Consider the following 14,036-nt stretch of genomic DNA (forward strand, 5'->3'; position numbering starts at 1 on the left):
GTACAGCTTGCCTCCACTGATCAGGGCACACAGGGGCTCGCATGGCCGTCACCGGCCTTCCTCGTCATGCCCTTCTCCGGTCCGCGCGCTGACGCGACGCGGCCCGGTCGTTCCGAACGATCTGGAGACAAGCGTGCGTTTCGCACTCTCGAACGACCTTACCGAACTCACCACCGAGCGGCTGGTGCTGACCACGTGGACGGCCGAGGCCGTCGGTGCCGTCCTCACCGGTGTCGACCGCCGCCGGCCCACTGGGCCGCGGACTTTCCCGCCGACGGCGACCGCGTCATCGCAGGGCTTCTCGAAACGAACCGTGACTGGCTCGGCGCATATGGCCACCGGCTGATCACCGAACGGCGCACCGGCCTCGTCGCCGGTTCGATCGGCCTGTTCTGGCCGCCCTCCGACGGCGTCCTCGAGCTCAGCTACGGCGTCGTCGCCTCCCATCAGGGCTGCGGCTACGCCACCGAGGCCGCCACGGCACTCGCCGCGTTCGCCCTCAGCACGTGGTCGCCGGCGTCGCACTGTCGAACCCGGCCTCCGTCCGCGTCCTGGAAAAGGCCGGCTTCGACAGGTTCGAGACCGTGCCCGCTGAGGACGGTGGTGAGCTGGCTCGCTACCGGATGACCACGGTGCCGGAACTCCGCCAGGCATAGACTGTGCTGGCCGGCGACGGACCATCCCCGCCGGCCCCGGCCACCCGTTGCGGATGGCCGGGAGGCTCGTGCCTTCCTCGCGTCCTACGCCTCAGTGGCGGCCAGTTCGGTCATCAGACGTGTCGTGAGCGGCGCATGGACGCCGTGCCGTTCTGCCGCCCGGAGCAAGGCGCCGCCGATCGCGTCGAGTTCCAGCGGTCGGCCCGCTTCGGCGTCGCGTTGCATTGACGATTTGCTGTCGGCTGGGAAAGCGTCGTAGCGCGTCATGATCTGGCTGACGTCCGTCGGCCCACCGCAGGCCCTGCTGACAGCGGTGGTCTCCGCGACCAGCGCCGCCAGCTCGTCGCGTCGCTCGGACCGGATAGTGCCGATCGGCAGGCGGTAGCGGGTGGTGAGGAGCGCGAAGGGTGCCAGGAAGGCCAGCTTGCCCCACAGCACAGAGTTCTCGTCCGGGACGACGCGGGTGTTCGCGCCGATTCCGGTGAGCAGTTCGGCGATCGGAACGGCGGGCTCATGCTGGACGGCCAGGTCGATGTCCAGAAACGGGCTGCCGTGTTCGATGACGCCCGGGGCGGTACGGGTGGACTCGACGCGGATCACAGCCGGTACCACTCTCCCGGCGCCGTAGCGTGCCCGCAACAGGCTGACGTGCTCGATGCCGTTGAGCAGGGGCACGACGAGGCCGTCGTCGATGAGGTGGGGCGGGACACGGTCGAGTGCCGCGCCGAGGGCGGTCTGCTTGACCGTCACCAGGCAGACGTCCACGGGCTCGCGCAGCTCGGTGTCTGCCTCGACTTCGGTGGCGAAGTCGCCGAATTGACCACTGGAGACGTGGATGCCGCCGCTGCGCAGGGTGCGTGCGGTTTCCTCGCCGGCGATGCAGATGACACGGTGCCCCGCGCGTGAGAGCAGCGCGGCGAGCAGGCCGCCGATCCCGCCGGGGCCGAGCACAGCCACCGTCGAACGGGGCGGGACGAGAGTGGAGTCGCTCGTGAGTGGTGCGGTGTGGGACAGGGGGGACATGGGGTCCTCTCAGTTCGTCGGGTCGACACCCGTCCCGCCGCCTCAGCCTTGTCCGGACGCGGCAGGAGGAGCGGGACGGGTTGCCGCCTTGGGCCCGAGATGATCATCGGTAGGACTCGATAGGCGAGTCAATCCTCGGGTTTTCTTCCAACCTCCAAGGAAAACCTTGGGCACGGGGGGAACCTACCTTGGCTTCATGCCCGTGACCTTCGATGACCTGCGAATTCTCGTGGCGGTATGCCGGGCCGGAAACCTGAGTGCCGTCGCCCGCCTACGCAGCCATCCACGCGGTTGCCGGCGTCGTCGGCCGACCAGACACCGGCCCGACGCACTTCTCGCCGACCGCTCCCGGCGCCACTCTGGAACGCGAGGTATTCGGTTGTGTCCACCGACAATGGCGTCGGATGTGTCGGTGGGCAGTCAGACAGGTCGCAATGCCGAGAAAGGCCTCATGGATGTCGTCCCGTCGACTAGGTCGGCGAAGAGCGAGCGCTGCTCCACACCAGTGCCGGGCACTCAAGGCGCTGGCAACGCGACGGCACCTGGCCCCAACTGCTGACCCAGCTGCAGGATGCCGGCCGAGGAGGAGGACCTCGATGAGCGCGCGAGTGCCGTCCCGCTCACCGTGGGCCTTGACGGCAGCGTCCCGCCAAGCGTCGTGGACGGGAGTGAACCGGCCCGCGGACCGTGCCTGGTCGAGTGCAGTTACGCCCGGGGAGGGCGCCGGGCTTGCGGACGAGAGCCTCCAGGTAGTGGTGCAGTTCGAGGCGGGTGCCGCCTTTGGCGATCAGCCGTGCAGCATCGCTCGGACGTTCCGGCCGATCAGCCGGACCGGCACTGAGTAGCGGTTGGTGCGGACGCTGATCTGTTCTCTGAACTTGGTGGTGAGGGGCCCGCGTACTCAGTTGTCGCTGTGGTCGAGGAAGAGTTGGGCCAGTCGGGGAAGGCGGGCGTGCATCTCTGAGGCGTCGTTGAAGTCGAAGCTTTCGCCCATATCGGCCGGTTTGTGGTCGGTTCGGGTTCCGCAGAACTGGTCGTAGTCGTCATAGAAGGTGCAGTCGTCCTCGTCGCCGTTGATGCGCTCGTAGGCGTAGGAGGCCGCGTAGTTGACTGTTTCATTGAACAGCGCCTCGTCACAGCCTTCGTCTGCCGCAGCGATGACGTCTGGATGCTGGGCGAGAACGTCGGGTGCGGTGGCTGCCCGGTCGTACCAATCCCGGCCCTGGGCGATGAGTCCAGCGCGGAAGTCCATGAAACCGTCGTCGGAGCAGCCTCCGCCGATGAGATAGCCGGCTGCCCACATGTCCCAGCGGTATATCGCCCCGTGGAGCTGATCGAAGCACTGCTGGTATTCGAGGATCGTCTGCTTCGACGTCGCCGCAAGCCGCTCGACGAGGGCCGATGCGAACGCTGGGCCCGGGTCGCCGGAGGTCGAGGCGGCGTCGGTGCGTGCTGTTTCGATGACGGTCCAGACGTCGTCGATGTTCATGGCCGCACCTTCTCACCGGTACTGACAACCGGTTCCGGGGGTCGATCGTGCCGCTGGGACGCGGAGGCGTGACAGTGGGCATAGGCAGGTCGACGGATCGCGGGGCCCGCCGGTCGATCTGGGCGAGCTTGTCGTTCGCTCCCGAGAGGGTGATCTGTAGCCCTTCGACCTCACCGGGCCAGCCCTCGCGTTCGGCCTCGGCGATCCGGGTGATGATGTTGTCGCGGATGTCGGTAAGCCGTGACCGTTGGGCCGGGTCGGGCCAGTGCATCGAGCATCGCAAGCAGGCTTCTCTGAACTAAGACCGTGTCCGGCGTGGCGGTGAGCGACTGTGACGTTGCGGTTGTCCCGTCCCGCTAGACGTTCTTCTCCCTGTCACGCTTGATCTTGGTGATTTGGCTGCCCTGGCACCTCACTACCGGGCGGCCGGTTACTCTTTCCGATCATGCGAGCCCTCTTCCCAGGATCCTTCGACCCGGTCACTGAAGGGCACCGGGACATACTCCGGCGCGCTGCCCTCCTGTTCGACGAGGTCGTCGTGTGCGTGATGTTCAATTCGAACAAGACCGGACGCTTCCCCGTCATGGAACGGCTGGACCGGCTCCGCGCGGCAGCAACTGACCTGAGTAACGTCACGGTCGACTCCCACACCGGCGGCCTGCTGGTCGACTACTGCAGCCGAGTCGGAATCGATGTCGTCATCCGCGGAGTCCGCGGCGTTTCCGACCTGGACTACGAAATGCCGATGGCCCGCATGAACCACGAACTGGCCGGAGTCGAAACGTTCTTCATCGCTGCAGACGCCGCCCTGGCCCACATCTCCTCCACCCTCGTCACCGCGATGAGTCAACAGGACCGTCTCTGAACTTGGCCGCCATGCTGTCCGTGGGGCGGGGTGGCGTCATTCGGCGGCGGTTGGAGGGGGCTGCCGGGTGGTGGAGCCGGTCTCGGTGATGGTGGGGAGGCCGAGATCGACGACACTGCGACTTGTGGGGAGTCGGTCGAGCTGGGCGAGTTTCTCTCCAGCACCGGCCAGACTGACCTGGAGTCCTTCGACCTCACCGAGCCAGCCCTCGCGCTCGGCCTCGTCGATCCGGGCGATCAGGTTGTCGCGGATGTCGGTAAGCCGTGACCGTTGGGCTGGATCAGGCCGGAGGAGCGAGCATCTGACACAAGCTTCTCTGAACTTCCTGTCGCCCACCTGTCCGCCCGGCGGCTCTGGCCGCCGACATGTCAGTGGGCTCTGACAGCATCACGGCCATGACCGACATTGATGACCTCGTGCAACGTGTTGCCATCCAGGCCGGAGCGGACAGCAAGGACCTTCCCGAGCCTGTCGACGATGCCGAGATTGTGGAGGCCGAGCGGCAACTGGGCATCGCGCTGCATCCCCTACTTGCGCGCCTGTATCGCGAGGTCGCTGACGGCGGCTTCGGCCCTGACTACCGACTGCTGCCACTGCTTGGTTCGGGCTCCAGCGTCGTTGGCGAATACCTGACGCGACGTGAGGCGTCCATTGGAGTGGAGCACCCGGAGTGGCCCGAAGGCGTCGTACCGATCCTGACCTGGGGCTGTGCCATGTATGCAGGCGTTGATTGTTTCAGTGAGGACGGTCAGGTCCTGCTCTTCGAGCCGAACCCGTATAGCGGCGGATCGTGGGAGCAGTGTTGGTTCCTCGACTCCGCCAGCCTCGCAGCGTGGCTGGAGACATGGCTCGCGGGGACGGGCTGGTTCGAGGAGGACGCCTTCGACAGGGACGACCTGGTCGAGCCTCAGCCATGGGAGCAGGCCGCAGGCCGGCTGTCGTCCAGTGCATAGCGAAATGGCAACGCTTCGCCCCGTTGGCGCAGGCGCCGTCATCCCGGGCATGCTCACAGCTCCCTTCGGAGCGTCGGCATCGGGAGGGCGACCGACGCACTGGCGGCGCGTCTGGCGATCTGCGCGAGTTTGTCTTCCGCTCCGGCCAGGCTGACACGGAGCCCTTCAACCTCACCCAGCCAGCCTTCGCGCTCGGCCTCGGCGATGCGGGCAATGAGGTTGTTGCGGATCTCCTCCATGCTGGGCCGGGTCTGGCCGGAGGAGCGAGCAACGAACGCAAGCATGTTCATGAACACAAGGGCTTGAAAAGGCACGAGCGCAGGTGCCGATGGAGACCTTGCGCTTCTCGAAGTGCGCCAGGAATGCGTCTCTTTCCTCCTCGGTGGGGGTTCGATACTCATCGCTGGGCCGGGTGGCTCTGCGGCGGGCGATGAAGGCGCGATGGGCCTCGATGGCCTCGGCCGGGTAGATCGCCTTGTAGCCCATTGTCGTGTCGAGACTTCGATGCTCGCAGATCACTTGAGCGATGTGCGGTGGCAGACCGTTCATGATGGCGTCGGTCACGAAGATTCTGCGGAAGTCGTGTGGGGAGAAGACGAGCGGTTCGCCGCCGGCATCGGTCAGGCCGGCGCGGCGAGCGCGTTGATCAGAAGCTTGCCGTAGGCGCCACCGGCCGCGTCGCCGGCAGAGATCATCGCCGTGATCACGGCGATCGCCAGCGTCGTCGCTGCTTGGCTCACCGCCACGGGGGGATCATCTGGCGGCGACCAGCACGACAGGCAACCTTCAGCTGTCACCTCGGCCAAATTTGCACCTGCCGAACCCACCACAGTCTCCATCACATCGTGGACTGAGACCCCTGCCCCGGGCGGCGGGAAGGTGTACGAGTTCGATGGCACGGTCAAGCCCCTGCCAACCGATTTCACGATCTTCGTAATCATCCAAAACCCTGACCGCAGGCCGAAGGGAGCTGATCATGGCGAGCGGTTCCAGAGCTGGCTCGTCTCGCCCAAGGCTGAGGTACGGAGAGATGACCGATGGCACGTGCGGTGGGTCATCAACCACCCACCGCGTCAGGCTCGTTGGATTGCTCTGGTTACCACTCAAGCTTGGGGCATGTGTAGCGACTGCACAGGGCCCACGCTGCCTCTTCGCGAAGAGGTGGCAATCTGAGGACCAGATATGGCATGGGCGATGAGTACCGCAGGTCCTGAGTCGAAGCACTCCCCGAATCCCCGCCATTCGTGATGCACCGTCCCGGCAGTCGGAACGAGGAGAGCGGCGAGCACGGCAGCCGCGGCGGCGGTACGCAGGAGCGGCAGGTGCCGCCCGGCCACCCGGCAACAGGTGCTCGAAGCCCTGCACCAGCAGGTCCGGGCGCGCGTGCACTGCCGCCCCGACGCAGCCCTCGGCATTTTCCAGTAGCTCCAGGTGCGCCGACACTTCTCGCCCCGCGCAGAGAGGGTGGGCCATCCATGCGCGATGACCCCCCCCCGGGCGCCGGCTTCACCGGCCGGCGTCATCTACCGTCGGCTACGGGGGTCAGTGACGGTGACCGCGGTGGTGCCCCCAGGATTACCGGGCGGGGCGGACACGTTCATCCAGGATGATCAATGGCGCGAAACCGCTGTGCGGCAGATGAGGAGCGCCCTGCATCGGCGACTGTCGCCCGATGCCTTTCCCTCCGACCGCGCTCCAGCGGTCAGGCGTCCTGGCGCGGCCCGCCGAATCGGAGCTGCTCCACAAGAGCAACGAAGAGGAAGAGGTTCGGGATCTTCTTGACCGGGACCCTTGCCCAGGGCAGCTTCTTGCCGGCCTTGCGCAGCACCAGCACTCCCTGCGAGAACTCGGCCTTCTCGATCTGAGGCCACGGCAGGCTGTCCTTTGAGGTGGCTACACCGCCCAGGTTCACCGAGAGCTCCCCGTAGGTCAGGGTACCGCCCTGCTCCAGCCCGGCGAGCAGCCCGGGGAGCTGTGCCCGGGTGATCTCCTGCTGCAACGCCGGGCCCCAGCGCTCGGGCTGGGCGTAGAAGCCGGTCACCTTGAGCGTCGTACCGTCTTCGCGATACAGCGTGTAGACGTAGGTGGTGCCGACGTATACGCCGTTTGCGTACCGCTCGGTGATCTCCTGGAGCACCGTCACCGTGTCCCAGCGGAAAACGGACACCTCGCCGTTTTTCCCCACCTCGGCCAGGCCATGCTCGAAGAGGTGCAGTCGGCGGGCAGCCTGCTTGCGCGAGAGATTGGGCGTCTGGGCAGCCAGCCAGAGGAAGTACGCGCCCAGAGGAGGAAGGATCAGGGAAACGGTCCCCATGAGGAGAAGGGTGGCCAGGCGCACAGGGCCGACACGCTGCGGCAGGAACGTCTCACGCAGCTGCCCGAGCCCTTCGGTCCCCAGAGTTGCCGCCTGGAGGGCTGATGTCTTCTCGGGGTCCCGCTGAGCGGCGGATACTACCATGAGTCGTGCTCCCTACCGTGGTGTTTCAGAAATTCGGTGACCATTGTGCGGTCGGCCCCAACGGCGGCACACATTGGGGGTCTCTCGCGGGCACCGGAGCCGGCACGCCACCCCGGAGGAACTGATTTCGTCTCGCTCGCCTGAGCAGCGCGTCTGCGGCCCAGATGAGGAGCGGCCCGCGCAGCTTCCGCGTTGCCTGCGGAGCGCTGTTGGGAACACGACGCTGCTGTCCCCGATCCGGAGGCAGCCGGACACGAATCTGTCCGGAGGACCACCGCACCGCGCACGTCGGACCGGGATCACCGGATTGGGGGAAGGTCCCCGAACTCCCGTGCCCCTCCCCCGGCCAGGACTGCGGCGACGAAGGTGAGGGCCAGGGCACGGCGGACATTCCACAGGCGCAGCTCCCGGTCATCTGGGGCTGATCGCGGCCGTCGGTTGGCTGTCATGAAGACGGAGACAAGGCTCGGAGAGCCACGGTTGCAAGCGGGGCTCGGGATACGAGGACTGCTTCCGCCCCCGCCCGGACTGGATTTGCGGACCGGAGTGTCATGATGCCGGGCGGCTGGGGGCCGTCATGACTGGACGGCCCCCACCTGCAGGCCCCAAGGACTGATCACGGCTGTTTGCGGCTGGTGACGATCTTGCTGGCTTATTCCGTGCCCAGCGGGGCTGACGGCTCGTTGGTCAGGACAGCAGCGGCCGTCTTGGCGTTCCCGGTCGCGGGTGGGGTGTGGAATGTCGATGCAGCCGAGGCCGTGGCCGAAGGTGCCTGAGCTGACCGCGCAGGTGGCGCGGGCGGTGGCGGCACGGGGCCCGTACCCGTTGGCGATGCGGGTCCGTGACGAGCTGGGCGAGTTGTTCGCGGACGCCGAGTTCGCCGAGGCGTTCGAAGCCAGAGGACGTCCAGGCTGGTCACCGGGCCAGCTCGCGCTGGTGACTGTGTTGCAGTTCGCCGAGAACCTCACCGACCGGGCGGCAGCGCATCGGGTGCGGTACGGCATGGACCTGAAATACGCGCTCGGCCTGGAGCTGGATGATCCCGGGTTCGACGCATCGGTGCTGTCCGAGTTCCGCACGCGGTTGGTTGAGCACGGGATGGAGGAGAAGGTGCTCGACCTGCTGCTGACCGCGCTCAAGGACCGGGGCCTGGTGAAGGCGGGAGGCAGGCAGCGCACTGACTCCACCCGCGTGCTGGCGGCGGTACGCGATCTGAACAGGCTGGAGCTGGCCGGGGAGACGCTGCGAGCCGCGCTGGAGGCGCTGGTCTGCGCGGCCCCGGACTGGCTGACCCAGGCGGTGCCCGTTCGGGAATGGGCCGAACGCTACGGCCCGCGGATCCACTCCTGGCACCCGCCCGCCACCGAGGCCAAGCGCAAGGAGATGGCCCTGGTCTACGGCCGGGACGGGTTCGCGCTGCTGGAGGCGGTGCACGCCCCTGACGCGCCGGCTTGGCTGCGTGAGCTCCCGGCGGTGCAGGTCCTGCGCATGGTGTGGCTGCAGAACTACCACCGCTCTGTGACCGAGGCCGGGGCGGAGGTGACGCGGCGGGAAAGCGGAGATCTCCCGCCCGGCAGACTGCCGCAGACGGCACAGCGAGCGCCTTCACCGTGGTCCCCAACCGTCTGCCCGCGCGCCCCCACCACGCTCTGCTTCTCACGAAAACCCCGGAACTCATGCGGTGCCAGACCCCGCGCCCGGCTCCTGGTCTCCACTCACCCTTCCGAACAGCTCATCGCACAGAAACCGAACTACAGCGGTGGAGTGGTCACCGGAGTCGGTGGGATCGACAAGTGCACGCCGCATAAGCCGGATACCTGCACTACCGAGCCGGAACTGTGGATCTGGATGCCCGGCCCGCAGCAGTGGGCCCCGGCAGGCGCGCCGGGCAGGACCACCTCCTGTCCGCCGCCCCGCCGCACTGATTCCTCCAGCCAGCGATGCCATGAGAGCAGCAGCTACCCCAAGTACGGCTACAAGATCATCACGACCGGCACCATCGTGTACGGCTCAAGCCACGACTCCGGCAACGCCCAGAGCGACGTCCTGTACCTGAGGTGCGTCTGAGAATGGCTCTTCTGCACGGGCCCCGATCCACCGGCGCCCGTGCACAATGCCCCAATGAACCCTGCTGAGGCCGACGCGACCCACTGGTCACTGTCGAAGGAAGCAACCGGTCGGCTCATCGCCACGGTCGACCAGGCGCCCGACCTCCGAGACGAGCAGCAAGAACGCTTTGCCGTCTGGGAGATCGAGCCGTCAACAGGCCAGGCTCTTACGGAGACCCTCATCCTGCTCGGTGTCCACGCCGCTGTCCGAGACCACGCATGGAACGATGCCAACACGCCACGCGTGGCATTGGGGCGCCTCGGTCTTCACTCGATAGCCGAGTCCCTCCGGACACGGCCCCGGCACGAACTCTTCGCCACCCTGCCTGCCACACTGGCCGACCAGGACGCCCGCTGGATCGAGCAGTTGCGCCTCATGTCCTATTCCGTTACGCCTCGCAGCACTCTGTCGCTGGAGCGGCTCGTGCAAGAGGCCGCCATGATGATCCGTGCTGCCGCTGATGCTGTCCCTGGGCCCGGGCAGACTCTCGGTGATCTCATCTGGCCTACGTCCTGACCGACGCCGTGGCATGAACGTAACCGCAGTGCCCCCGGCGGCCGTTGGAACTGTATGACGAGAACCGAAGAGCACGCCGAGGACACTTGCCCGCTTGCCTACCAGTGCCGTCTGCCGCTGTCCACGCACACCGTTAACCACCTCGCCGACCTGCTGCGACGCCGCCTGAAGGCAATACGGTCCAGGTGGCGGATCCTCCCGCCCGGGAGGATCGCAGTGATCGTCCTGGCCATGCTGCGCCACGACCAGCGCCTGGCCGACATGGCCGGCGGCAACAACGTGTCCGAATCCACCGTCCGCCGCTGGCGCGACGAACTGATCGCCCTGCTCGCTGCGCAGGCCCCGCGCCTGGACCGGGCCTTGAAGAAGGTCGCCAGGCAGGGCGGGGAGGTGGTCCTGATCGACGGCACCCTCATCGCCACACAGCGCCGCACCGGGAAGGCTGATCGGCGGAACTACTCCGGCAAACACCACCATCACGGCCTGCACTTCCTCGCCCTGACCGACGAGCGGGGCCGACTGATCTGGATATCCGCCGCCCGGCCCGGCCGCACCCACGACAACACCGCTGCCCGTCAGGATCACGTCCTGGCCCACCTGCGCGCCGCCGGCCTTGGGGCCCTGGCGGACCTCGGCTTCCGCGGCCTGGACAACGACGTACTGGATCCCGTGATCGTCACCGGCTTCCACGCCAGCCGCGTCCACAAGCTCACTCCCGGACAGAAGACCGCCAACCGGGTCCTCGCCGTCGGACGCGCACCGGTCGAGCACGGCTTCGCTCACCTCAAAAACTGGCGGATCCTCACCAAGCTCCGCACCGATCCCGCTCGCGCCACCCACCTCTTGCGCGCCCTGCTCGTTCTGACGAACCTCGAAGTCAACCGCTGACAAACGATCTACTTCGCAGGCAGTCGCCGACGACCAGCGTGAGTACCCCGGAAGCCGGTCACACCAGCCCTTTCACCTGCGGATTCAAGTTGGCGGAAGCTCACTGGGGCGCCTGGATGCTCACCTCCGAGGCGATCCGCATGGGCATCGAGTCGAAGCTCCAGACCGTGTCGTACGCCCTCACACAGCAGTGGCTGCGCCCTCTCCTCCAGTCTGAGGGCATCGACGACTGGCACCGCTGGCTCGTCTGGTAGGACACCGCCGGCCTGCGCGTGCGCACCAACCGCTCCGAGACCGCTCTGCAGGCGTACGACCGAGGCGTCATCAGCGCCGAGGCCCTGCGACATGAGACCGGCTTCGAAGAGTCCGACGCCCCCACCCCGGAGGAGCAGGAAGCCCGCAAGCCGCAGCCTACCGACGACCAGCAGGACCAGGGCCAGGAGGAGGACGACAGCGCGCCGAGGCCGAAGCCCGACCTGCCGGTCGACGAGACCCAGGAGGAGCCCGACACCTTGCCCGCCTCCGCCCGCCCCGCCCTCAGCTCCGGACTCCTCGCCGCCGCAGACGGCCTGATCTGGGCCGCCCTGTCCTCCGCCGGGGACAAGCTGATCCGCACCCCCGCCTGCCCCCCGCAGCGAGCGCTCCCGCGCCCGCGAGATCCAAGCCGCCGCCCTCCACACCGAGATCCGCGTCGAGCCCGGCCAGGTCGAGCAGTTCCGCCTCCTCGACGGCGCATGGACCCGTGTCCCCGAGATCGCCAAGCGCTACGACCTCGACGCAGCCTGTCTCACCGCGGCGCTCGACGGGTACGCCCGCGAACTCATCGCCGCCGGCGTCGAGCACTCCTACGACGTCGTGCCCGCCGTCGTGACCTCCTGCGTAGGGCTGGCGGCATGACCGGCCAGCGAGGGAGCAGCACCGTGGCCGAAACCCCCGCCGCCCCTGGCTGTCCACGTCGACCTGGGCCCAGCCCGCGAGGACTGGTGCGCCACCTGCAAAGCCCGGACCCGTGTCACCGGCGACATCCTCATGCTCACGGCGGACGGAGTGTCCGTCGTCGGCACCTGGACCGCGTGCGAGATCTGCGACGACCAGGAGGACGACCGTGGCTGACTGCCGTCACGACCTCGACCTCTGCCCCGACTGCGACGGCCTGCGCGTGGTCGAGATGACCCGCCTCGACGTCACCGGCATCCGCTTCGACGGCCTGGCCGGCCCTCTCGTCCCGAGCGGCCCGGCCACCGTCTACATCGGCCCTGTCCCCGGGCCGTGCCCCAACGTGAGCAGCGAGGAGACCAACGATGCGGGACGCGACTGACGAGCCGATGACCACGGAGCCGCCGAAGCTCCACGTCGCCCCGCCCGGCCACTCCCGCGCCGGACACCGCGCGTTCGGCTGGTGCTCCCGCTGCCCCGGCCGCGAAGCATGGGAAGAACTCTGGCCTGGCGGACCCGCGACAACAAGACGGTCGGCGAAGCGTCCGCCCCCGACCGGATGCCGCATCCCAGCCTCGAAGCGGAGGCGGTGAGCGCCGGTGGATGAGGACCTGCCCCAGCTCCTGGAGGACGCCGAGGAGACTGTTGCCGAAGAGGTGTCGGCCGTCCTCGCAGAGGTCGCCGAGGAGTTCGCCCAGCAGCTCGCCGACGCCACCGAGCTGGTCGCCGCGCGGTTCTCCGTCTCGCGTATCGCCCGGATGTTCACGGACCGCATGCCGCGCATCGTGCGCCGCCTCCTCCGCGTCTCCGAGCAGGCCGCCGACCACACCGCCCAAGCCACGGACAGCGAGCTGCCGCGCGAGTGGGAGGACCTCCCGGGCCGGTACGACGACGACCACGACCTGCCCCCTGCCATGAGCGAGTACGTCGACGTCACCGAGCACCTGCTGCGCGCCGTCGGCGACCGCCTCGCCGAGGTCGCCCGCGACGAGCTGGCCGCAGGCGTCGACGCGGGGGAGGACATCGAGCAACTCCGCGCCCGCCTCCGTGAAGCCTTCGCCCGCGAAGGCGCGCAGCTCGGCGAGATGCGCGAGGAGAGCATCGCCCGCACCGAAGCCGGCCGGGCCTGGAACACGGCCACGCTAGGCGCGGCCCGCGACGCGACCGGCAGTCCCGCGCCGATCGTGGACAGCGTCCGGACATGGCATCAGGACAGCGTCCGGACGCCCCGGCCGCGCCGGTGGCGACGGTGACGTCGAGGCCCTCACCGCAGCCCTCGCCGGCGGGCCCCTCGTCGACCTGCTCACCGACGCGGTGACCCGCCGCCAGGACGAACGCCGCGCCGAGATCGAGGCCATGGCCGCCCTCGTCGCCGAGCAGCCCGCCACCTCCACCGCCGCCACACAGAACGGAATGATCTGAGATGCCGTGCAACTGCCAGAAGGGCAAGGCCCGCTTCGAGGTCGTCGTGACCACCGACGGCAAGGAGAAGGTGGTGTTCTCCTCGGGCAGCAAGCCGACCGCCGAGACCGCCGGCAAGCGCTACGCCGGAAGCACCATCCGCGAGATCCCCCCGAGTGGACCGTCGGCGATCGCGAAGTAGGCCGACGACGAACACGCGAAGGCCCCCCGCCCCGGGGGGCCTTTCTCCTGCACAGGGTCAGCCGAGCATCAGCCTGTCCTCCCGGGTGCCTCGCAGCACCACCGTCGAGGCGACAGCGGCGCCGACCGCCTGAGCGACGGCGTTCACGCGTTCACGTAGTCCGGCGGGAGGACCGCGGCCCCTCCCACCACGACAACACCGATGAGGATGGACTTGAGGCGCGGCTTGCGGTGGAGGGGATGACGGGGGCCATCATGGTTCGAGGGCGTCAGCACTGTTGTCGTCCTATCCGCCGCGAGAGCGGCGGTCCGGCCAGGCGTCCTCACGATGCTCGCGAGGCTAGAGGTGCCTGGTGGCCGCTGAGTTGGTGAATTCCGAGTGTGCAGACCCCCTTGCGTCAATGGCTAGGGCGTCGAGACAATCCGCACTGGTACGCCTTACACCGTGTCCTACATGGTCAGTTTGAGGAAGCGTTTGTAGCAGCAGAGGGCTGCAGCGAGGCCGAGAAAGGCCAGGTAGTTGCGGGGGTGGCACTCGTAG

General features: G+C 67.9%; 20 protein-coding genes and 3 pseudogenes. 13 read left to right on the forward strand and 10 right to left on the reverse strand.

Annotated elements, in window-relative coordinates; translation table 11 throughout:
• Nucleotides 1–133: 133 nt before the first annotated feature.
• From ACZ7L0_RS42785 to ACZ7L0_RS42795, 3 genes and pseudogenes are all read left to right on the forward strand, one after another.
• Nucleotides 134–346, forward strand: a complete 213-nt coding sequence (locus ACZ7L0_RS42785) for a hypothetical protein (RefSeq protein ID WP_471248022.1) — start codon at nt 134–136, stop codon at nt 344–346.
• A gap of 35 nt (nt 347–381) precedes the next feature.
• Nucleotides 382–444 (forward strand): annotated as a pseudogene (locus ACZ7L0_RS42790) (GNAT family N-acetyltransferase); the annotation flags it as partial.
• A 62-nt stretch (nt 445–506) separates the two neighbouring features.
• Nucleotides 507–656, forward strand: coding sequence for a hypothetical protein (locus tag ACZ7L0_RS42795; protein ID WP_471248023.1), 150 nt, complete (start codon nt 507–509; stop codon nt 654–656).
• An 84-nt stretch (nt 657–740) separates the two neighbouring features.
• Here ACZ7L0_RS42795 and ACZ7L0_RS42800 read toward each other — a convergent pair whose 3' ends face one another.
• The 3 genes from ACZ7L0_RS42800 to ACZ7L0_RS42810 form a co-directional block, all read right to left on the reverse strand.
• Nucleotides 741–1,679: a ketopantoate reductase family protein gene (locus ACZ7L0_RS42800; protein ID WP_471248001.1), complete on the reverse strand. Its 939-nt coding sequence runs from the start codon at nt 1,677–1,679 to the stop codon at nt 741–743.
• A 787-nt stretch (nt 1,680–2,466) separates the two neighbouring features.
• On the reverse strand, nt 2,467–2,544 hold the full coding sequence (locus ACZ7L0_RS42805; RefSeq protein WP_471248015.1) for a Mu transposase domain-containing protein: 78 nt from the start codon (nt 2,542–2,544) through the stop codon (nt 2,467–2,469).
• Between the two features lie 36 nt (nt 2,545–2,580).
• Entirely contained in the window at nt 2,581–3,168 is a 588-nt protein-coding gene (locus ACZ7L0_RS42810) for a DUF4240 domain-containing protein (protein ID WP_471248002.1), read from the reverse strand.
• 445 nt (nt 3,169–3,613) lie between these two features.
• Here ACZ7L0_RS42810 and coaD point away from each other — a divergent pair, with 445 nt between their 5' ends.
• A complete protein-coding gene (gene coaD, locus ACZ7L0_RS42815) occupies nt 3,614–4,033 on the forward strand; it encodes a pantetheine-phosphate adenylyltransferase (protein WP_471248003.1) in 420 nt (139 codons plus the stop codon).
• A 36-nt stretch (nt 4,034–4,069) separates the two neighbouring features.
• Here coaD and ACZ7L0_RS42820 read toward each other — a convergent pair whose 3' ends face one another.
• A complete protein-coding gene (locus ACZ7L0_RS42820) occupies nt 4,070–4,369 on the reverse strand; it encodes a hypothetical protein (protein WP_471248004.1) in 300 nt (99 codons plus the stop codon).
• 59 nt (nt 4,370–4,428) lie between these two features.
• Here ACZ7L0_RS42820 and ACZ7L0_RS42825 point away from each other — a divergent pair, with 59 nt between their 5' ends.
• Nucleotides 4,429–4,986, forward strand: coding sequence for an SMI1/KNR4 family protein (locus ACZ7L0_RS42825; protein WP_471248005.1), 558 nt, complete (start codon nt 4,429–4,431; stop codon nt 4,984–4,986).
• Nucleotides 4,987–5,039: 53 nt separating this feature from the next.
• Here the strand turns inward: ACZ7L0_RS42825 and ACZ7L0_RS42830 are convergent, their stop codons facing one another.
• From ACZ7L0_RS42830 to ACZ7L0_RS42845, 4 genes are read right to left on the reverse strand one after another with little or no spacing between them, the layout of a single operon-like run.
• Nucleotides 5,040–5,270 carry a hypothetical protein gene (locus ACZ7L0_RS42830; protein ID WP_471248016.1) on the reverse strand — a complete coding sequence of 77 codons (231 nt, stop codon included), beginning with the start codon at nt 5,268–5,270 and terminating at the stop codon, nt 5,040–5,042.
• Complete coding sequence (locus ACZ7L0_RS42835; RefSeq protein WP_471248017.1) at nt 5,158–5,610, reverse strand: hypothetical protein; 453 nt, start codon at nt 5,608–5,610, stop codon at nt 5,158–5,160. The genes ACZ7L0_RS42830 and ACZ7L0_RS42835 overlap by 113 nt, the downstream gene beginning before the upstream one ends.
• Nucleotides 5,607–5,927 (reverse strand): hypothetical protein, encoded by a 321-nt coding sequence (locus tag ACZ7L0_RS42840; RefSeq protein WP_471248006.1) that lies wholly within the window; start codon nt 5,925–5,927, stop codon nt 5,607–5,609. Before ACZ7L0_RS42840 ends, ACZ7L0_RS42835 begins: the two co-directional genes overlap by 4 nt.
• Nucleotides 5,924–6,025 carry a hypothetical protein gene (locus tag ACZ7L0_RS42845; protein WP_471248018.1) on the reverse strand — a complete coding sequence of 34 codons (102 nt, stop codon included), beginning with the start codon at nt 6,023–6,025 and terminating at the stop codon, nt 5,924–5,926. The genes ACZ7L0_RS42840 and ACZ7L0_RS42845 overlap by 4 nt, the downstream gene beginning before the upstream one ends.
• A gap of 287 nt (nt 6,026–6,312) precedes the next feature.
• Here ACZ7L0_RS42845 and ACZ7L0_RS42850 point away from each other — a divergent pair.
• Nucleotides 6,313–6,411, forward strand: a pseudogene (locus tag ACZ7L0_RS42850) (DUF6233 domain-containing protein); the annotation flags it as partial.
• 277 nt (nt 6,412–6,688) lie between these two features.
• Here ACZ7L0_RS42850 and ACZ7L0_RS42855 read toward each other — a convergent pair.
• A complete protein-coding gene (locus tag ACZ7L0_RS42855; RefSeq protein ID WP_471248007.1) occupies nt 6,689–7,444 on the reverse strand; it encodes a DUF6585 family protein in 756 nt (251 codons plus the stop codon).
• Nucleotides 7,445–8,275: 831 nt separating this feature from the next.
• Here ACZ7L0_RS42855 and ACZ7L0_RS42860 point away from each other — a divergent pair.
• The 7 genes from ACZ7L0_RS42860 to ACZ7L0_RS42890 all read left to right on the forward strand — a co-directional run bounded on the left by ACZ7L0_RS42860 (nt 8,276) and on the right by ACZ7L0_RS42890 (nt 13,496).
• Nucleotides 8,276–9,511: a transposase gene (locus ACZ7L0_RS42860; RefSeq protein WP_471248019.1), complete on the forward strand. Its 1,236-nt coding sequence runs from the start codon at nt 8,276–8,278 to the stop codon at nt 9,509–9,511.
• 54 nt (nt 9,512–9,565) lie between these two features.
• On the forward strand, nt 9,566–10,069 hold the full coding sequence (locus ACZ7L0_RS42865) for a hypothetical protein (protein ID WP_471248008.1): 504 nt from the start codon (nt 9,566–9,568) through the stop codon (nt 10,067–10,069).
• A 54-nt stretch (nt 10,070–10,123) separates the two neighbouring features.
• Entirely contained in the window at nt 10,124–10,957 is an 834-nt protein-coding gene (locus ACZ7L0_RS42870; protein ID WP_471248009.1) for a transposase family protein, read from the forward strand.
• 89 nt (nt 10,958–11,046) lie between these two features.
• On the forward strand, nt 11,047–11,211 hold the full coding sequence (locus ACZ7L0_RS42875) for a hypothetical protein (RefSeq protein WP_471248010.1): 165 nt from the start codon (nt 11,047–11,049) through the stop codon (nt 11,209–11,211).
• 851 nt (nt 11,212–12,062) lie between these two features.
• Complete coding sequence (locus ACZ7L0_RS42880; protein WP_471248011.1) at nt 12,063–12,275, forward strand: hypothetical protein; 213 nt, start codon at nt 12,063–12,065, stop codon at nt 12,273–12,275.
• Nucleotides 12,276–12,492: 217 nt separating this feature from the next.
• Nucleotides 12,493–13,146 carry a hypothetical protein gene (locus ACZ7L0_RS42885; RefSeq protein ID WP_471248012.1) on the forward strand — a complete coding sequence of 218 codons (654 nt, stop codon included), beginning with the start codon at nt 12,493–12,495 and terminating at the stop codon, nt 13,144–13,146.
• Between the two features lie 170 nt (nt 13,147–13,316).
• Nucleotides 13,317–13,496, forward strand: coding sequence for a hypothetical protein (locus ACZ7L0_RS42890; protein ID WP_471248013.1), 180 nt, complete (start codon nt 13,317–13,319; stop codon nt 13,494–13,496).
• A gap of 449 nt (nt 13,497–13,945) precedes the next feature.
• Here the strand turns inward: ACZ7L0_RS42890 and ACZ7L0_RS42895 are convergent.
• Nucleotides 13,946–14,036: pseudogene (locus ACZ7L0_RS42895) on the reverse strand (IS5/IS1182 family transposase); the annotation flags it as partial.

It is taken from the genome of Streptomyces sp. NPDC039424 (assembly GCF_055639495.1).